We start from the raw sequence: 19179 nt of genomic DNA on the forward strand, positions 1-19179 counted from the left end.
CACCGGGCCAGTGATTTGAGGGGTCGTCAGATCGAGATCCGGCACGTACGATCCTTACCTGTCAGCCAGTGAGACTCCAGTCTCATTCGAGCCGTGAATCCGTTGTTCCCTCATCGGCGAACTGGTATCTGTTCTAGTCGGAGTTCTGCTCAACGTCCGCAAGCCCCACCCGCAAGCCCCTGTACCGCGCGCAGCGTGTGCGCACCGAGGAGGACCGTGATGACGGATATCGTGGAGCACAGCCAACTGGTCATCGGCGGACAGCTGGTCGACCCGCTGGGCACGGACACGATCGAGGTCGTCTCGCCGCACACCGAAGAGGTCATCGCGCGCGTTCCCCACGCGTCGACCGCCGACGTGGACGCCGCGGTCGCCGCCGCGCGCAAGGCGTTCGAAGAGGGCCCGTGGCCGCGGATGTCCCTGGACGAGCGCATCACCATCCTGGAGAAGATCCGCGACGGCTTCATGACGCGGTCGCAGGAACTCGCCGAGGTGGTCGCCTCGCAGAACGGCTCGCCGGTCGGCTGGGGCCTGTTCGCACAGGCCATCGGCGCCGGGATGATCTACGACACGGTCGCCAAGATCGCCCGCGAGTACCGGTGGGAGGAGAAGCGCACCGGTCTGCTCAACCCGCTGCTCGTGCGCCGCGAGCCGGTCGGCGTGGTGGCCGCCGTGGTGCCGTGGAACGTCCCGCAGTTCGTCACCGCCGCCAAGCTCGCGCCGGCCATCGCGTCCGGCTGTACGGTCGTGCTCAAGCCGTCGCCCGAGACGCCGCTCGACTCGTACATCCTGGCCGAGATCTGCCGGGACGCGGGGCTGCCCGACGGCGTGCTGAGCATCGTCGCCGCGGACCGCGAGGTCAGCGAGTATCTGGTCGGCCACCCCGGCATCGACAAGGTCGCGTTCACCGGCTCGGTCGGCGCGGGCAAGCGGATCATGGAGGTCGCCGCGCGCAACCTCACCCGGGTCACCCTGGAACTGGGCGGCAAGTCGGCGGCGATCATCCTGCCCGACGCCGACCTGGAGCACACCGCGACCACGCTGCTGCCGAACTCGTACATGAACAACGGCCAGGCGTGCGTGGCGCAGACCCGGATCCTGGCCCCGCGTGCCCGCTACGACGAGATCGCCGAGCGCTTCGCCGCGTGGGTCGGCGAACTCAAGGTCGGCGACCCGATGGCGGCCGACACCCAGGTCGGCCCGCTGGTGGCCAAGCGCCAGCAGCAGCGCTCGTTCGACTACATCCGCATCGGCCAGGAGGAGGGCGCCAAGATCCTCGCCGGCGGCGGTCGTCCCGAGGCGCAGGAGAAGGGCTGGTACGTCGAGCCCACCCTGTTCGGCGACGTGGACAACTCGATGCGGATCGCCCAGGAGGAGATCTTCGGCCCGGTCGTGGCGCTGATCGCCTACGACGACGAGGAGCAGGCGATCGCCCTCGCGAACGATTCGGACTTCGGCCTGTCGGGCAGCGTCTGGACGACGGACATCGAGAAGGGGATCGACGTGGCCCGGCGGATCCGGACCGGTACGTACTCGGTGAACACGTTCGGCCTGGACTTCTTCGGCCCGTTCGGCGGCTACAAGAACTCGGGCATCGGCCGCGAGTTCGGCATCGAGGGGCTCGACGCGTACACCGAGGCCAAGTCCATCGCGCTGCCCGCGGGTTACGACGCGCAGATCTGACCGTCGCGGCCGCGGGCCGCGCGCGGGCGGACGCAGGAGCCGAGTGAAAGAGGAGTACTGATGGGTGATCGCTGGCGGGTCGAGGTCGACCGGAGCGTATGCATCGGGTCGGGCATGTGCATCGGCAGCGCGCCGAACGACTTCAAGCTGGACGCGGGTCGGCAGTCGCACCCGACGGCGGGGGAGACGGACGCCTCGGACGCGATCCTGGAGGCGGCCGAGAGCTGCCCGGTCGAGGCCATCTCGATCGTGGACGCGGCCTCCGGCGCGACCGTGTTCCCACCGGACTAGCGCGAGTGCTCCGGTCGGGCCGATGGCGGGCCCGGCCGGAGCACTCGCGGGGTCTCAGTCCTCCGGGATCAGTCGGCAGACGGTTTCGATGTCGGTGCGGACCTGGGCAATCGAGGCGCGGCCGTTGAGCCAGGCGATCAGGGACGAGTGCCACGTGTGGGTGATCACCCGGATCACCGCCAACTCCTCCGTGGTCGGCTCGCTCGGCGGCTCGTCGCCGCTGATCGCCTCCAGGATCATCGAGGTGGTCTCCCGACTGACCGTGTCCACCTCGGCGCCGACCGATCGGTCGGCGAACTGGAGCGCCCGCATCATCGCCTCGGTCAGGTGCGGCTCGCGCTGCATCCCCTTGAACGCCCGGAGCAGGGTGTCCACCACCCGCTCACGCGCGCCGACGCTCTTCGGCGGGCGGCGGCGCAGCTGGCTGTGCAGCTGATCCAGCTGGTCGTACATGGTGGCCACCAGCAGATGCACCTTGGACGGGAAGTAGCGGTACAGCGTGCCGAGCGCCACCTCGGACAGCTCCGCGACCTCGCGCATCTGTACCGATTCGTAACCGCCTCGGGCGGCCAGTTGGGTGGTCGCGCGCAGGATGCGGCGGCGGCGTGCCTCCTGGCGCTCGGTCAGCGGCGCCCGGTCGGCCTTCGTATACGTCGTCATGTCAGCCTCTCGATGCGCGGCGGTCCGCCGGGCGGTGTGTTACGGGTCACGCGGTGCACGTCGCAGTGGGTACCCGGCGGTATCTTGGCTGCTCTCCGACGGGCACATACTGAAACCTGTTCTAGATTACGCGACTACTATGCTCCGACGAGGGCAGCGATAGGGGGCCATTCGTGACACGGGAGACCGCATCCGCTGTGAACGCCCAGGTGGGCCCGGCGCGGACCTCCCCGGAGCGACCCCTGCGAATCGCCCTGCTGGCGTATCGGGGCGACCCGTACTGCGGCGGACAGGGAGTTTACGTCCGCCACCTTTCCCGCGAACTCACCAGGCTCGGACACGAGGTCGAGGTGATCTCCGGCCCGCCGTACGCGGTCGTGGACGAGGGCGTGAAGCTGACCACGCTGCCCAGCCTGGATTTGTATCGCGAACCGGATCCGTTCCGGATGCCCAAGCTGCGCGAGTATCGCGATTGGATCGACGTGCTCGAGGTCGGCGGCATGTTGACCGCGGGCTTTCCCGAGCCGCTGACCTTCTCGCTGCGCGCGTGGCGCCACCTTGCGGCCCGGCGCGGCGAGTTCGACGTGGTGCACGACAACCAGACGCTGGGCTACGGGCAACTCGCGCTACCGCGGCTCGGGTTCCCGCTGGTCACCACGATCCACCACCCGATCACGGTGGACCGCGCGCTGGAGATCGGCGAGGCCACGACGCTGCGGCGCAAGGCCACGCTGCACCGCTGGTACGGGTTCACCACCATGCAGAAGCGGGTCTCCGCGCGGCTGACCGAGGTGGTCACCGTCTCCGGCTCGTCCAAGGCCGAGATCGTCGACCACCTGGGCGTCTCGCCCAGTCGGGTCACCGTGGTGCCGGTGGGCGCCGACACCGACCGGTTCGCGCCGGATCCGGCGGTGGCCAAGGTGCCCGGACGGATCGTGACCACGGCGAGCGCGGATGTGCCGCTCAAGGGCCTGATCCACCTGGTCGAGGCGCTGGCCAAGCTGCGCGCCGAGCACGACCGGGTCGAACTCGTGGTGGTCGGCCGACCCAAGGGCGACGGTCCCGTGTTGCGCGCGATCGAGCGGCTCGGGCTGGGCTCGGCCATCCGCTTCGTGTCCGAACTCACCGACGACGAGCTGGTCGACCTGATCCGCAGCGCCGAGATCGCCTGCGTGCCGTCGCTCTACGAGGGCTTCTCGCTGCCCGCCGCCGAGGCGATGGCGTGCGGGACGGCGCTGGTGGCGAGTACGGGCGGGGCGATCCCGGAGGTCGCGGGGCCGGACGGGGTGACCTGCCTGGCGGTGCCGCCGGGCGACCCGGAGGCACTGCGCGCGGCCCTGGGCCGACTGCTCGACGACCCCGAACTGCGGGCCCGGCTGGCCGAGGCGGGCCGCGCCCGGGTGCTCGAACGGTTCACGTGGCGCAATACGGCGGTGCGTACCGTGGAGCGGTATCGGGCCGCGCTCGCGGCCGGTCCGATCGCGCCGAGCACGGCCGGTGCGGGGCGACGCGGGTTGACCGAGAGAGCGAGCGACGTGCTGCACGGCCGGTCGCCGTTCGGGCGGGTGTCGTCCGCGAAGCCCGCCGTCGGATCCCGAAACAGCTGACCACAGCCCATCCTCGCCGGGCGCCCCCGCAACCGGTTCGCGCACTACGAGACGGAGTCGCCGACTTGCTCACCGTGGATTTCTCCCGCTTTCCGCTGGCCCCCGGGGATCGGGTCCTGGACATGGGTTGTGGCGGTGGCCGGCACGCCTTCGAGGCATACCGGCGCGGCGCCGACGTGGTCGCGCTGGATCGGAACGCGAAGGACATCGCCGAGGTCGACGCGATGTTCGCCTCGATGCGGGCGGCCGGCGAGGTCCCGGCCGGGGCGCGCGCCGAGGCGATGGTCGGTGACGCGCTCGCGCTGCCCTTCCCGGACGCGAGCTTCGACCGGGTGATCATCTCCGAGGTGCTGGAGCACATCCCGGACGACAAGGGTGTGCTGGGCGAGCTGTTCCGGGTGCTCAAGCCGGGTGGGCTGGCCGCGATGACGGTGCCGCGCTACGGGCCGGAGAAGATCTGCTGGGCGCTGTCCGACGCGTATCACGAGGTCGAGGGCGGGCACATCCGCATCTATAAGGGCGACGAGTTCGCGGCCCGGATCCGCGAGTCGGGACTGCGGCCGTACGGAACGCACCACACGCACGCGCTGCACTCGCCGTACTGGTGGATCAAGTGCGCGGTCGGCGTGGACAACGACAAGGCGCTTCCGGTCCGCGCGTGGCACAAGCTCCTGGTGTGGGACATCATGAAGCGCCCGCTGGCCACGCGGCTCGCGGAGAAGGCGCTGGACCCGCTGATCGGGAAGAGCCTGGTGGTCTACGCGACCAAGCCGCGGCCGACGGGCGAGACGGACACCGAAGCGGGGGCCGCCGGTCCCGACGGGACGCTCGACGGGGCGGGCGCATGAGCCTCGCCCGCCCCGGATCCGAGCCGGCGCTCGAACTGCTGGCCCTGGAAGGCGTGCTGACCGTCGATCAGGTTGCCGCGACGATCGACGGCATCGCCGCGGTACAGCGGCCCGACGGGTCGATCCCGTGGTTCGTCGGCGGACACCTCGACCCGTGGGACCACACCGAGGCCGCGATGGCGCTCGACGTGGCCGGCCGGCACGACGAGGCCGAGCGTGCCTATCGCTGGCTGGCGAGCCGCCAGGAGCCGGACGGCTCGTGGTACGCGGCGTACGTGGACGGCGAGGTGACCGACCGCAACAAGGAGGCCAACTTCACCGCCTACCTCGCGGTCGGCCTGTGGCACCACCATCTGCTCACCGGGGACGAGGAGTTCCTGGTCCGGATGTGGCCGAAGCTGCGTGCGGCGATGGGCTTCATCCTCGAACTCCAGGCCCCCGGCGGCGAGATCCGCTGGAAGCGGGACGAACACGGCGTGCCGGTGCCGGACGCGCTGCTCACCGGGTCGGCGAGCATGTACCAGGCGCTGCGCTGCGCGCTGGCCATCGCGGAACACCTCGGCGAGCCGCAGCCCGACTGGGAGTTGGCGGCCGGTCGACTGGGCCACGCGGTGCTCTCGCACCCGGAGCGGTTCCTGGACAAGAGCCGCTACTCGATGGACTGGTACTACCCGATCCTGGGCACCGCGCTGCGCGGGCCGGCCGCGGACGAGCGGATCAAGGACGGGTGGGACACCTTCGTGGTGCCGGACCTGGGCGTGCGATGCGTCTCCGACCGGCCGTGGGTGACCGGCGCGGAGAGTTGCGAACTGGCCATCGCGCTGTGGGCGTTGGGCGAGAGCGACCGGGCGGTGGAGATCGTCTCGTGGATCCAGCGACTGCGCCACGAGGACGGCCTGTACTGGACCGGCTACGTCTTCGAGGACGACGCGATCTGGCCGGTGGAGCGCACGGCGTGGACGGCGGGCGCGATGATCCTGGCCACGGCGGCACTCGGCGGCGAACCGGCGACGACGGCGGTCTTCGGCGGCGCCCCCACGGCCTTCGAGGGCGACGGCCTACCGGTGGGGTTGGACCCGGCGCAGGTGCGGTGCGGGTCGGATGTCTGCGTGAGGGGCTGAGGGGCGGGCGGGTCGAGGGGCCGGGGGCGCGGGCGGGCGGGCAAGGCGCCGTCCCCGCGACTCCGGCGCTCCGCTTTGTTCACTCGCCGACTCCGGCGTCCCGCCCGGCTCGCCTTGCGGCTCCGGTGCTCCGCTTTGCGCGCTCCGCGACTTTGGCCCGTTGCCCCGCTCACCCTGCGGCTTCGGCGCCCCGCCCTGTTCCCCGACCCTGGCGTCCCGCCCCGCTCACCTCGCGACTTTGGTGCCCCGCCCCGCTCGGTCCGCCCCCGCCTGGTGTGATTCGGGGCCTGCCGTTTGTCCGCCGTGTGGTCGTGGTCTTGGGGGTGGGGGTGCGGCAATAGGGTTTGAGCAGGGGGGCTGGGTTGTTCGGGTGACGAGGTGGGTATGGCGGCTGGGTTGGAGCCTGGGGATCGAATAGGGCCCTACACGGTGGTGGGGCTGCTGGGGGTCGGTAGTCCCGGCTGGGTGTATCTGGCGCGGACCGGAGCCGGGCGGCCGATGGCCGTGCGGATGTTGTACGGCGAGCAGCAGGGGATCAAGCGCGCGCAGAAGGTGCGCGGGCCCGGTGTGATCGAGGTGATCGGCAGCGGCGGGGCGGCCCACAATCCGTGGGTGGCCTCGGTGTACGTGCCGGCGCCGTCGCTCGCCGACCTGGTGATCTCGTGTGGGCCGCTGACGCCCGACGCGGTGCGTTGGCTCGCGGCCGGGATCGCCGAGGGGCTGGTGACGATCCATCAGGCGTCGCTGGTCCACGGTGACCTGCGGCCCGCGCAGATCGTGGTGGCCGCCGACGGGCCGAGGGTGACCGGATTCGGGATCACGGGCGCGGGCCCGGACGCCCCGCTCGCCGCGCCCGGCTACCTCGCGCCCGAACAGGCGCGCGGTGAGGAGCCGGTGCCGGCCTCCGACATCTACGCGCTCGGCGCGTTGCTGTGTTTCGCGGCGACCGGACATCCTCCGCACTCCGGTGTGGGGGAGGCGGCGATTCGGCGGAGCGTGGCGACCGGTGAGCCCGATCTGGCCGATGTACCGGCCGAGGTCGCCGACCTGATCCGGTCCTGCCTGGTGCGTGATCCGGAGGCCCGGCCCACGGCGCGGGAGTTGCTGGAGGGGGTCGCCGGGGCGGTGACGGCTCGGGAGGGGGCCTACGGGGCCGCCTCGTGGCTCCCGGGCGCCGCCCTGGAGTTGATCGACGCGTACCACCGCCGCGGTCGCCTGGTCGGCGACCCGCCGACCGTGCCCCTCGCGGACCGCCTCGGGCCGGCCGAGCCGGTCGACAAGGACGAGCCGGACGAGCCGGTCGAGCCCGTCGACTCGGCCGCGGCCGACGCCGGGTCGAACCCGGACCCGGCGGAACCGCGACGTTCGGACGAGGCCGGATCGGACCCGAAAGCCGCCGCGTCGACCCCGGCGAAGCCGGCCGAACCCACGCCCACGCCCGCACCCGCCCGCGACGGCACCGGCGCCCCCGAGACGACCGAGACGATGCAACTCGCCAAGATCGTCCAGGCGATGGTGCCGCGGATCGACGACAGCGACGATCGGCAGGACCCCTACGACCTGCCCGAGCCGGCCGAGGTGCACGAGGGTGGCGGGGCCAGTTGGGTACTGGTGGCCGCGCTCGTGGTGATCGCGCTGGTGGGCGGGCTGCTGGCCGGAGTCGCCTACGAGCGGGGGCGCGAGGATCGGGAGCGCGGGGCGATGGGCCCCGCCGGGGTGCCGACCGCCGGCGCCTCCGGCGATCCGATCGCGGCCTTCGTGGCCTCGGTACAGGTCGGTGCCTGCGTGGACTTCGCCGGCGACGGATCGCCGACCTGGCGGCCCGCCGGACCGCGCACGCTGCCCTGTGAGGATCCGGCGGCTCGGCAGCGGGTGCTGGCCCGCACCGCGGCCGCCGGCGGCACGGCGGACTGCATGAGCACCGACGGGCGCAGCCGGTGGCCGATCGTGCCCGGGCAGCCCGCGCTGTGCCTGGAGCGGATCTTCCGACCCGGCGAGTGTGTGCCGGCGGAGGTGCGCGACGGGCGACAGTGGGCCTTCCTGGCCGCGCTCGTACCGTGCCAGGGCGCCTTCCAACGCGACGGCCAGGGCCGGCTGCGCATCGACGAGATCCATCCGATGCCCTCGTCCACCGGCCCCACCTGCCCCGTCCGGTCCCCGGTCTACTATCCGCTGCCCTCCCGGGGACAGGAACTGTGCATGTCGACGGTGACCTAGACCGGGGACGCCGACCGGCCCGCGCGGCCTCGGGTCAGGACACGAGGTCGGCCAGCAGGCGCAGGGCCGCCGGGTTGCGCGTGGTGACGATCATGTCGGTGACGTGCGGGTCGGCGGCCCACGCGGCGAAACGCTCGCGGATCCGGGCCGCCGGGCCGACGAGCGCGATTTCGTCGACGAAGGCGCTCGGTACCGCGGCGATCGCCTCGTCGCGCCTGCCGGCCGCGAACAACTCCTGGATCCGGTCCGCCTCCTCGGCATAGCCGAACCGGCGCATCAGGTCCGCGTGGAAGTTCTTGTTCTTCGCGCCCATCCCGCCGACGTAGAAGCCCATCGCCGCCTTGATCGGGAACATCGCCTGCTCGACGTCGTCGCCGAGCGCCACCTGCACCATCGGCGCGATCCGAAAGCCCGCCGGCTTGTCCCGCAGCGCGTCCGCGTACACCTCGGGACGGGTCGGCGCCCAGTGCAGCGGCAGCCAGCCGTCCGCGATCTGCGTGGTCAGATGCACGTTCTTCGGCCCCTCGGCGCCGAGGAAGATGGGCAGGTCCGCGCGCAGCGGGTGGGTGATCGACTTGAGCGGCTTGCCGAGCCCGCTGCCGTCCTCGCCCGCGTACGGGTGCTGCGCGTAGCGGCCCTCGGCCACCACCGGCCCCTCGCGACGCAGCACCTGGCGGATCACGTCCACGTACTCGCGGGTGAAGGTCAGCGGGCTCTTGGGGAACGGCCGCCCGTACCAGCCCTCGACCACCTGCGGGCCGGAGAGCCCGAGGCCGAGGATCATCCGCCCGCCGGACAGGTGGTCCAGGGTCAACGCGTGCATTGCGGTCGCGGTGGGGGTGCGGGCGGTCATCTGGGTGACGGCGGTACCCAGGCCGATCCGCGAGGTGTTGGCCGCGATCCAGGTCAGCGGGGTGAACACGTCCGAGCCCCACGACTCGGCGGTCCAGACCGAGTCGAAGCCGAGGCGTTCGGCCTCGCGCGCCGTCTCGACGAAGTCGGCGGACGGGCCTCGGCCCCAATACCCGAACGTCAGACCCAGCCTCATGGCGGTACCTCCATGTTTGCCCACGGTTGCCCGAAGTCGTACGGAACCGCGCGACGCGGCGCGGTGAATCGCCTCCGCAGACTAGAACACGTTTTACTTTTCGGGGAGGCCGCCTCCGCCGGGGGCCGGGCCGGTCCGCCCGCGGGCAGGCGAAAGGGCGCCGTCCGAAGTGGACGACGCCCCTGCCTGTGTCTGTTCGCGGGGTCTCGGTATTACCGGTTCCTCGGGAGCACCGGTGTCACGAGCGCTGGATGCCCATCGTGTTCTGGAGCACGCCGCGCACGTTGTCGACCTCGACGAGCAGGCCGTTCGGGTGCTCGGCCACCGCCAGGTACCAGACGCCCGTGTTCAGCACGCCCTTCTCCTGGTTGGTGTGCTCGTCCAGCATCGGACGCGAGTCCGGCACCGAGAACCAGAAGGGCTGGAACGGCGCACCGCCCGGGGCGGGCTGCTGCCCACCGCCGGGGCCCTGCGGGCCCGGGGCGCCGAAGCCGCCCTGCGGTCCCTGGGGACCCTGCGGCGCCGGGCCGCCGAAGCCGCCCTGCTGCGGGGCGCCGCCATACGGCTGCTGACCCTGGGGGCCCTGCGGACCGCCGTAGGGCGCGCCGCCGAACTGCTGCTGACCCTGCGGGGCGCCGTACTGGCCGGGCTGACCCGCACCCGGACGCGGACCGCCCGCGCCGAGCAGCGGCACCTGGAGGGCCGGCACCACGCTGGTGGCGATCAGGGCGCCGCTGAGCACGAGGACGGACAGGACGACGAGAATTCCGCCGGCCTTCATCTCCAGGCCATCGGAGGCGCGGGCGATCGACCACAGGGCGTTGATCGGCGAGACCACCGCGAGCGGCAGGGCCCACTGGCGAGCGGTCAGCCCGAGGATCTGCTTGTCCTGCAGTTGCGGCAGCAGACCGCCGAGGATGAACAGCACGCCGGCGATGATCGGGGTCAACACGCACGCGAAGACGACCGGAGCCACGTCGCCCGACCAGGCGCTCGCCGAGCCGTCGACGCCGCGAAACTCGCTCTTCAAACCGATGTAGTCGAAGAACGAGAAAATGAAGATGAGCACGGCGGCGACCCCGATGACCGCGTCGCCACGCGAGAGCTTTCTGACGTCCACTGAATACTCCTCCCGAGGGGGATGGGCGCCGACAGCGTACGGGGGCGACCCAAGTCGTGCCACCGACATCGCCCCCGCGCGTCCTCGGTGCATTGGTCCGGGGACACTGTGCCAGACGGGGGAACGATCTGTGCCCCGACCCCATACGACACACCGTATGGGGGCATTTTCCACGGATGTCTATTCGCCGCGCTGAATACCCGTCAGGTCGGTCAACACACCCTGAACGCCGTCGAGATCGATGACGATGCCGTCGTCGCGCACGCCCACCGCGAGGTACCAGACCCCGGGAAGCAGCGTGGCCGGCGCGTCGCCGGAGACGTCGAGCGGCCGCAGCGTGCGGGGTTCGGGCACAGCCAGCCAGTACTGTTCGAACGTGCCCGGATCGCCGGAATCCGTCGCCGAGTCCCGGGCGTCCCCGCCCGTGGCGGCGGGCACCCGGTCGGCGCCGATCGCCGGATTCGCCGCCGAGTCGTCCGACTTGAGCAGCAGCACCGGAGGTTGCACCGCGGGCGGCTGCATCGCCGGGGGCTGCATCGGCGGGGTCTGCGGCGGGGGAGTGTTGCCCGAGGGGCCGTACACGGGCGGCGCGACCGGAGGCGGCACCGGGAAGCCGCCGGTTCCGGGCGGGCCGGGCGGATAGCCGCCGGGCGCGCCGGGGAAGCCGCCGCCGGGGTAGCCGGGCCAGCCGGCCTCGCGCGGGCGCACCAGCGGCACGTTCAGCCCGCCGATCCGGTCCACGGTGAGCAGCAACAGGGCCTGCAACACGGCGAACCCGGCCAGCCCCCACGCGCCGTAGCCGTGCGCGGCGTCCACGGTCGCCTGCGAGTCGCCGCCGGCACGGGCGATCCGCTGCGCGGTGCGGGCCAGCTTGTCGTAGCCGCCGTCCGCGCCCAGCACGGCCCACACCGCGCTCCACGCCGACGCCACGCCGAGCACGACGCCCCACTGCCGCAGGGCGACCCCGGCGAACTGGATCTCGGTCGGCGGCGAGCCGGGACGGAAGGTGTACCGGCCGATCAGCAGCAACACCAGCGAGATCGAGGACAGCAGCACGACGGCGGGCGCGAGCGGTGTGAAGTCGCCGATCCACGCCGAGTAGTGGGTGGTGCCCTCGGTGAGGTCTCTGCCCTTGGCGGTCACCGTGTACCAGGGGAGAAACGAGAAGACCAGAACTCCGATCGCCGCCACCGCGACGATCAGATCACCTCGGGTGACGCCTTTGCGTGGCATCGTGCTCCTCCCTGACGGGGCTTTCGTACTGCGTGGACATGCGCGTGTCGCGACGGACCGCGGCCGTCGCGCCGCGGCCCGGTGCCGGTACGGTCGCCCGCACCGGCACCGGGGCCTGACATACCGTCATTCTCCGCGTTGGATTCCGGAGACGTCGCTCAGGACCCCGCGAACGCCGTCGGCCTCGACCAGGACGCCGCCCGGGTGGGGGGCGACGGCGAGGTACCACTGCCCGGTCCGCAGGGTGGCCACCGGCTCCTTGGACAGGCCCTCGGTGGGGGCCAGCGGGCGGGCCTCGGGCACGGCGAACCAGAACTGGGCGAACTCCGGCGGCTGCGCGCCGGTCTCGGCGGCGGCCGGCTGTGCGCCGGTGCCGGACTCGACGGCGCCCGGAGCGGCGGGTGCGCCCGGCGCGGTGGTGCCGGGCGCGGCCTCGGGAACGGCGGCGGTCGACCCGGAGGGGGTCGGCGGCGGCATGTGCGCGGGGACGCCGGCCATCGGCGCGGCGGCGGTGCCCACCCCCGTCGCCGGGTAGCCGGGCGGCGCGGGATAGCCACCGGTGGCGTTCGGCAGCGGGTAGCCCGTGTTCGGGTCGATCGCCATCGGCAGGCCGGTGTTCGGGTCCAGCGGGACCGGGTAGCCGCCGGTGGCGTTCGGCGGGTAGCCCCACGGTTGTTGCGGGACCGGGCTGAACAGCGGTGACGCCAGGCTGGGGATGCGGTCGCCGATGATCAGGAACAACGCCGCGACCAGTCCGGCCACCATCATCAGCCAGGCGAAGACGGTGGGTCCGGAATCGACCGTAAAGCGGGACGGGGCCGAGCCCTCGACGAGGTCGCCGATCATACCGCCCGCCCCGAACGGGGCGAAGAAACCGCTGATCGCGCCGGAGACGACGAACGCGATCGCCCACTGGCGCGGGGCCAGACCCAGGGCCGGCTTGTCCGGCTGCGCGGTGAAACGGCCGATGACCATGAGCAGCACGGCCAGCAGCGGCACCAGGACGACGGCCGGCATCAGCGGGTAGAAGTCGACCGTCCAGGCGTTCCAACTCTTGGACTCGCTGCGACCGCCGCCGAGCAGGTCTCCGTCGTCGCTGATGTTGCTGCTGCCGTGGGAGGTGGCGCTGACTTCGTAGTATTTGAAGAACGAGAAGATGAAGATCAGGACGATCGCGAGAATGACGATCGCATCGCCCCTCGTGATCCCTTTCCGGTTCAACGTTGCTCCTTTGGCGATACGGAGGGGGACGTGACGCCGGCGGCGCGGGGTGCGCCGGGCGACGTGCGGTGTGTGGGCGGCTCGCGCCGGGCCCGATCGTGCGGCTCGCGGTGGTCCGTGGCCCGACCGGGAACCGTCCGGCGGTGCCCGGCACGCGTGGACGTCGCGAACCGGGGAGCGTCACCGTCGCGCACGCGCGTCGGGACGATCGCAACGACCCTAGGGGACAGGGGACTCGTGGCTCACGTCCCCTTCAACAGATAGGCCGTGATCCCGGTCGCGATCCCGGACGCGGCGCGCTCACGCCAGTTCGGGTCGGTGAACTGCGCGGCGTCCGACGCATTGCGCATGTTGCCGCATTCGATGAACACCTTGGGTCGGGTGGACAGGTTGAGTCCGCCGAGATCGGTACGGGTGACCAGCCCGTCGTCGGTGCCCAGGTAGGTGGCCGGGGAGGTGCCGGTGGCCGCCCGAAACGCCTTGGCGAGCAGGCCGCCGAGATCGCGCGAGGGCGCCAGGATCGGCGTGGTGTCCACGTTCTTGTCCTTGACCGCGGCGGGCAGGATGACGTGGAAGCCGCGCCCGCCGGCCGGGCCGCCGTCGGCGTGGATGGACACCACCGCGTCCGCCTTGGCCGTGTTGCCCCGCGCCGCGCGCTCGTCGACGCACGGCCCCCACGCCTCGGTCTCCCACGTGTACACCACCGTGGCGCCCTGGGCCTCCAGCAAGCGCTTCGCGCGGTGTGCCACGTCGAGGGTGAACTCGGCCTCGGTGTAACCCTGGTTGGTCTCGGTGCCGGTGGTGTCGCACTCCTTGGTCAGCCCGCCCGCGTACACCTGCTTGTTGATCTCGCGGGCATGGCCGCCGTTGCCCGGATTGTGGCCGGGGTCGAGCACCACCACCCGCCCCGACAGCGGGAGTCCGCCGCCGGCGCGGGGTGGGGGCGGGACGGCCGCGGTCGCGGGGGGCTGCGCCGGGGCCGCGGGCGGTGGTTCGCCGGTCGAGGTGGTCGCGTTCGGGGCGGGCGCGCCGTCGGCCGGCGCGGCGTGGGGCGTACTCGGCGGGTCGCCGGCCGCGGTCGCCGACCGCGTGTGGGCGGCCTCGGTGCGCGCCGCGTCGTGCCCGCTCGGCCAGGCCACCGCGATGGTGCCGGCGCCGGCGGCGGCCAGCGCCAGGGCGGCCACGGTCAGGGTGATCCGCCGCCGGCGGCGCAGGCGCTCGTGTGCCGCCTCGATCCGGGCCTCCTGCGCGGGCGCGTGGCCGAACGGGTCGGCGGCGGCCGGGGGATGGCGGTAGCGGGGAGCGGGGTCGTCGGGACGGCCGCGATCGTCGCGGCGGTCAGAGGTCAAGTTCACTCCTGGACGTGAGGCCGTAGCGCGAGGCGACGGCGTTCCAGGTCGTCACGAACGACTTCTTCGCGGTGGACGCCTCGGAACTGATCGTGGCGCCCTCGTCGTAGAGCGCCCGGGTGCCCGGACAGCCCGAGTCGGCCGCGGACTGTGCCCACGCGGCGAACGATCGGTCGGCGCGCGCGGAGGCGGTCCACGCGGTGCGCAACGTCGGTGCGGCGGACTGGAGTTCGGGGGCCGCGTCGAAGCGCATCGCGTCCAACTGGGTGACCAGCTGGTCACGTTGCGCGGCGGCGTCGAGCAGCGCGGAGCGGGACGCGGCCAGCGACGAGCAGGAGCCGATGTTGTTCACCGCGTCGATCACCGACTGCCGGGACGAACCGCTGCGGGAGAGCAGGGTGTCCAACGCGGCGGCCTGCGCGCGGCCGTCCGGCGAGGGGCTCGCGGGCGGCGGGGTGGTGATCGTGGTCTGTTGGGCCGGCGGCGGGGTCGACGGGGCACCGGGCTGAGCGCCCGCCGCGTCGCCGGAGGGGGAGGTCGAGCCGGCGGTGGATTCCACGCTCGGTGAGCCGTGGGCGGCCGGCTTCTTGTCGTCCTCCGCCCACGGCTTCAGGGCGACCAGGGTGCCGACGGCGGCGATCAGGACGACCGCGGCCACGATGAACAGGAGGGTGCGCTCGAACGAGGGGCCGGGCGGGGTGGGCGAGAGCGGGCCGGGGGCCGGCGGGGTGGCGCCGCGGTACCAGTCCGGGGCGACGGGGACGTCGCGGGCCGGCGGCACACCGTGGTCGGGCCGGTCGCCCGGGATGCCGTGGACGGGGGTGTGCCCGGGGCCCTGGCGGTACCAGTCCGCGGTCGGCGCCGACGGGTTCGGGGACATCGGCGGAGGCGGCACGGGCACCGGTGGCGGGGTGACGGCGGGCGGCTGGGGGGACACCCGGGGCGGGGTGGACACCGGGGGCGGGGTGGAAACCGGCCACCCCGGGGGTGGCGGGCCGGCGGGCATGCCGCGGGCCGCCGCCGGGTTGTCGACGGTGTCCTGCTCGTCGGGCGACGCGGGTGGTGCGGGTGGTACGGGCGGCGGCATGTCGGGCCGCGCCGGCGGCGTGGCGGCCGGCAGGTGGGCGGTGGGCTCGTGATGCGGACGCGGCGGCGCGCCCGGGTTCACGGCGGTCGGCCCGGCGGTGATCCGGCGGCGCACCCAGCCGCCCACGCCGCCGTTGGCCGTCCGATCCCAGACCGTCTCGAACCGCTCGCCGTCCGCCGCGGGTTCGCCGGGCCCGTCGTCGTGCTGATGCTGATCGGACATGACCATCCCCCCGCGTCCTTCCGGATGGGCATTGTCCCAGCAAACGGGACCCGCGCGGGACCGGATCGGATTGCTTTCGGGAATCGAATCAGGCTCGAATCGATCTTGACGCCGAACGACGGGGTGTCGACCGCACGGATCGCGGTCCGCATCGCCGTCGCTTCGCCGCCGGGCCGACCGGGGACCGGCGGCGGGCGGGCAGGGGTACGGCTCGCCGGACCGCCTTCGGGTGCCCCAGGTCGTTTCGACGGGAGCGCCCCCGCTTCGCCCGCGGCTCGTTTCCCGCGACCGCCCATGAGCCGCTCCGGTCAGATCCCGGCCGCCACGCGGCGCAGCACCCGCAGTGAGCCCCGGCCCGGGAGTTCCTCGAACGCGCCGGAGGCGAGTGCGCGTCGGTAGACCCGGTACGGTGCCTGGCCGCCGTCGGTCGGGTCCGGGAACACGTCGTGGATCAGCAGCAGTCCGCCGACCGCGACGTGCGGCGCCCAGCCCTCGTAGTCGCCCTGCGCGTGCTCGTCGGTGTGCCCGCCGTCGATGAACACCAGGCCCACCGGGGTGTTCCACAGCGGGGCGATCGTCCGGCTGTGTCCGACCAGGGCCACCACATACGGTTCGAGCCCGCTGCGATACAGCGTGCGGCGGAACGTCGGCAGCGTGTCCATCACGCCCAGTTCGGCGTCGACCAGATTCGGGTCGTGGTACTCCCACCCGGGCTGCTGCTCCTCGGAGCCGCGGTGGTGGTCGAGCGTGACCACCACCGTGCCCGCGTCGCGCGCGACCGCGGCGAGCAGGATCGTCGACCGCCCGCAGTACGTGCCCAGTTCGACCAGCGGGCCGACCCGGGCCGCCAGGACCGCCGCGGCGTACAGCGCGTCGCCCTCGTCGGCCGGCATGAATCCGGTGGCCGCCTCGAACGCGGCCCGCACGGCGGGGTCGATGGTGCTCATGTCGGGATCTCCTGGGTCGGACCACGCGGGCCGGGTCGGTGCACCGCCGGGCCGCCGTCGGCCGGCCGGACCCCATGCTGCCGCAGCCGCCCCCGCGCCACCGTGTCGGGGGCCACATCGGGGTCCCCAACAATTGAAACGGGTTCTACTATCGCAAGTACTGGACCCAGTCACGGAAGTCATGGAAGGCGCGATATGGCCATCGGCATCACGGAGGAGCACCGCTCCCTGGCGGAATCGGTACGCGGATGGGTGCAACGTGTTGCACCCATCCAGGAGGTGCGCCGGGTGCTGGAGGCGGACGGCGAGGAGCGCCCCGGACACTGGCCGGCCCTCGCCGAGCAGGGCCTGCTCGGGATGCATGTCGCCGAGGAGTTCGGCGGCGCCGGCTACGGCCTGGTCGAGACCGCGGTGGCCCTCGAACAGGCCGGCCTCGGCATGCTCCCCGGCCCGTTCCTGCCCACCGTCCTGGCCTCGGCGCTGCTGCAGGCCGACGGCGGCGACGCGGCGAAGGAGCTGCTGCCCGGCCTGGTCGACGGCACGCTGATCGGCGCGGTCGCGACCGGGCCCGGCACCGTGACGGCCGCCGAGGAGGCGGGTGGGCTGCGGGTGAGCGGGGTGGCCACGCCGATCCTGGGCGGTGCGCTCGCCGACGTGCTGGTGCTGGCGGCCCGCCGAGCCGACGGCGCGGTGGTGTACGTCGCGGTGGACGCGCCGGACGTCGACATCCGGGCGCTCAAGAGCGTGGACCCGACCCGGCGCAGCGCCGAGGTGACGGTGGACACCGTGGTCCCGGCCACGCGGGTGCTGGCCGCGGTGAACGAGGCCCTGGCCCGCGACCTGGCGGCCGTACTGATGTCCGCCGAGGCCTGCGGCGTGGCCGCGTGGGCGCTCGACACGGCGACCGAGTACGCCAAGGTGCGCGAGCAGTTCGGCCGCCCCATCGGGCAGTTCCAGGCGATCAAGCACCTGTGCGCGGACATGCTGGTTCGGGTCGAACAGTCGCGCGCGGTCACGTGGGACGCGGCGCGCGCGTTCGACGCGGGCTCGGACGCGCCGACCCGGTCGCTGACCGCCGCGATCGCCGCCACGTATGCGATCGAGGCGGCCTTCACCACGACCAAGGACTGCGTACAGATCCTCGGCGGCATCGGCTTCACCTGGGAGCACGACGCGCACATCTACCTGCGCCGGGGGCTGACCCTGCGCCAGTACGCGGGGCCCGCCGCGCAGTGGCGGCTGCGGGTGACCGAGCTGGCGAGCGCCGGTGCGCGCCGGGACCTGGTCCTGGACCTGCCCGAGGAGGCGGAGCGGCTGCGCGACACCGCGCGGGCGATCCTGGCCGAGGTGGCCGGCGAGTCCGGGGCCGAACAGCGCGCGCGGCTCGCCCCGTTGGGCTACGCGGCGCCGTACCTGCCCAAGCCGTACGGCATCGGGGCCGGCCCGGTCGAGCAGTTGGTGATCCAGCAGGAGATGAAGGCGCTCGGCGTGCGGCTGCCGGACATCACCATGGGCAACTGGGTGATCCCGTCGCTGATCGCCTACGGGACGCAGGCCCAGCAGGAGCGGTTCGCGCCGCCGACGTTGCGCGGCGAGATCCAGTGGTGCCAGCTGTTCTCCGAGCCCGGCGCGGGCTCCGACCTGGCCGCGATCTCCACGCGCGCGACCCGGACCGAGGGCGGCTGGCTGATCAACGGCCAGAAGGTGTGGACCTCGCGGGCCCGCGAGTCGCAGTGGGGCATCCTGCTCGCGCGCACCTCGCCGGACAAGCCCAAGCACGAGGGCCTGACGTACTTCATCGTGGACATGGCCTCGGCGGGCCTGGACATCCGTCCACTCAAGGAGATCAGCGGCCTGGCGATGTTCAACGAGATCTTCCTCGAAGACCTCTTCGTACCGGACGAGATGGTCGTCGGCGAGGTCGACGGCGGCTGGCAGGTGGCCCGCAACACGCTCGGCAACGAGCGGGTGCACATGGGCGCGGGCAGCTCGTTCGGCGCGGGCATCGCGAATCTGGTCGCGGCGGTGAACGGCCCGGCGGGCGAGTTCGTGGACGGCGGCTTCCGGGAGCGCCTGGGCGCGCTGGTGGCCGAGGCGTCCTCGTTGGCGCTGATCGAGCTGCGCACCACGCTGGCCCGGCTGTCCGGCCTGGAGCCGGGCGCGGGCGCGTCGGTACGCAAGCTCGTCGGCACCCCGCACCAGCAGCGCGAGTCCGAGCTGAGCCTCGAACTGCTCGGCCCGCTGGGCGCGGTGGACGAGGGGGACGGCCAGAAGGCGGCGTTCGGATTTTTGATGAGCCGCTGCCTGACCATCGCGGGTGGCACCACGCAGGTCCAGCTCAACGTGGTCGGCGAGCGCATCCTCGGGCTGCCCAGGGATCCGCAGCCGAGCGAGAAATAGTTCCTGCCGTTCGCCGGGCCGTTCCGGGTTCCGGCTTCGTTTCCGGTCTCGTTTCCGGTTGCGCTCCTCTTCTCTTCCCTTCTCTTCCCCTTCCCGATCCTGATCCGTTCCCGTAGGAGTTGGCG

The 19179-nt window shown here is 72.7% G+C and carries 15 protein-coding genes; 7 read left to right on the top strand and 8 right to left on the bottom strand.

Translation table 11 applies throughout. The features are described from left to right. Nucleotides 1-219 precede the first annotated feature (219 nt). Nucleotides 220-1683: an aldehyde dehydrogenase gene (locus ACFXKZ_RS03180; RefSeq protein WP_379995797.1), complete on the top strand. Its 1464-nt coding sequence runs from the start codon at nucleotides 220-222 to the stop codon at nucleotides 1681-1683. Nucleotides 1684-1743: 60 nt separating this feature from the next. Beyond that, nucleotides 1744-1974 (top strand): ferredoxin, encoded by a 231-nt coding sequence (locus tag ACFXKZ_RS03185; protein WP_379995799.1) that lies wholly within the window; start codon nucleotides 1744-1746, stop codon nucleotides 1972-1974. A gap of 54 nt (nucleotides 1975-2028) precedes the next feature. On the opposite strand, the gene ACFXKZ_RS03190 is transcribed toward ACFXKZ_RS03185, so the two are convergent. Next, on the bottom strand, nucleotides 2029-2634 hold the full coding sequence (locus ACFXKZ_RS03190) for a TetR family transcriptional regulator (RefSeq protein WP_379995801.1): 606 nt from the start codon (nucleotides 2632-2634) through the stop codon (nucleotides 2029-2031). Between the two features lie 173 nt (nucleotides 2635-2807). Here ACFXKZ_RS03190 and ACFXKZ_RS03195 point away from each other — a divergent pair, with 173 nt between their 5' ends. The 4 genes from ACFXKZ_RS03195 to ACFXKZ_RS03210 all read left to right on the top strand — a co-directional run bounded on the left by ACFXKZ_RS03195 (nucleotide 2808) and on the right by ACFXKZ_RS03210 (nucleotide 8427). Further along, on the top strand, nucleotides 2808-4241 hold the full coding sequence (locus ACFXKZ_RS03195) for a glycosyltransferase family 4 protein (RefSeq protein ID WP_379995804.1): 1434 nt from the start codon (nucleotides 2808-2810) through the stop codon (nucleotides 4239-4241). A gap of 65 nt (nucleotides 4242-4306) precedes the next feature. Then, nucleotides 4307-5089: a class I SAM-dependent methyltransferase gene (locus ACFXKZ_RS03200; RefSeq protein WP_379995806.1), complete on the top strand. Its 783-nt coding sequence runs from the start codon at nucleotides 4307-4309 to the stop codon at nucleotides 5087-5089. Further along, nucleotides 5086-6210, top strand: a complete 1125-nt coding sequence (locus tag ACFXKZ_RS03205; protein WP_379995808.1) for a prenyltransferase — start codon at nucleotides 5086-5088, stop codon at nucleotides 6208-6210. Before ACFXKZ_RS03200 ends, ACFXKZ_RS03205 begins: the two co-directional genes overlap by 4 nt. Before the next feature lie 384 nt (nucleotides 6211-6594). Next, a complete protein-coding gene (locus ACFXKZ_RS03210) occupies nucleotides 6595-8427 on the top strand; it encodes a serine/threonine protein kinase (protein ID WP_379995810.1) in 1833 nt (610 codons plus the stop codon). A gap of 34 nt (nucleotides 8428-8461) precedes the next feature. Here the strand turns inward: ACFXKZ_RS03210 and ACFXKZ_RS03215 are convergent, their stop codons facing one another. The 7 genes from ACFXKZ_RS03215 to ACFXKZ_RS03245 form a co-directional block, all read right to left on the bottom strand. Then, nucleotides 8462-9475, bottom strand: coding sequence for an LLM class F420-dependent oxidoreductase (locus tag ACFXKZ_RS03215; RefSeq protein WP_379995813.1), 1014 nt, complete (start codon nucleotides 9473-9475; stop codon nucleotides 8462-8464). Between the two features lie 238 nt (nucleotides 9476-9713). Further along, nucleotides 9714-10595: a hypothetical protein gene (locus ACFXKZ_RS03220; RefSeq protein WP_379995815.1), complete on the bottom strand. Its 882-nt coding sequence runs from the start codon at nucleotides 10593-10595 to the stop codon at nucleotides 9714-9716. 180 nt (nucleotides 10596-10775) lie between these two features. Beyond that, a complete protein-coding gene (locus ACFXKZ_RS03225) occupies nucleotides 10776-11828 on the bottom strand; it encodes a hypothetical protein (RefSeq protein ID WP_379995817.1) in 1053 nt (350 codons plus the stop codon). Nucleotides 11829-11954: 126 nt separating this feature from the next. Beyond that, the gene (locus ACFXKZ_RS03230) at nucleotides 11955-13049 is read right to left on the bottom strand and encodes a hypothetical protein (protein WP_379995819.1); all 1095 of its coding nucleotides are present in this window, start codon (nucleotides 13047-13049) and stop codon (nucleotides 11955-11957) included. Nucleotides 13050-13291: 242 nt separating this feature from the next. Continuing rightward, nucleotides 13292-14284: an N-acetylmuramoyl-L-alanine amidase gene (locus ACFXKZ_RS03235; RefSeq protein WP_379997276.1), complete on the bottom strand. Its 993-nt coding sequence runs from the start codon at nucleotides 14282-14284 to the stop codon at nucleotides 13292-13294. 103 nt (nucleotides 14285-14387) lie between these two features. After that, on the bottom strand, nucleotides 14388-15707 hold the full coding sequence (locus ACFXKZ_RS03240) for a hypothetical protein (RefSeq protein WP_379995821.1): 1320 nt from the start codon (nucleotides 15705-15707) through the stop codon (nucleotides 14388-14390). Between the two features lie 308 nt (nucleotides 15708-16015). Then, entirely contained in the window at nucleotides 16016-16654 is a 639-nt protein-coding gene (locus ACFXKZ_RS03245; RefSeq protein ID WP_379995823.1) for a class I SAM-dependent methyltransferase, read from the bottom strand. Nucleotides 16655-16849: 195 nt separating this feature from the next. Here ACFXKZ_RS03245 and ACFXKZ_RS03250 point away from each other — a divergent pair, with 195 nt between their 5' ends. Further along, nucleotides 16850-19054 (top strand): acyl-CoA dehydrogenase, encoded by a 2205-nt coding sequence (locus ACFXKZ_RS03250; protein ID WP_379995825.1) that lies wholly within the window; start codon nucleotides 16850-16852, stop codon nucleotides 19052-19054. Nucleotides 19055-19179 lie beyond the last annotated feature (125 nt).

It is taken from the genome of Embleya sp. NPDC059237, from assembly GCF_042754105.1.
Taxonomy (GTDB): Bacteria; Actinomycetota; Actinomycetes; order Streptomycetales; family Streptomycetaceae; genus Embleya.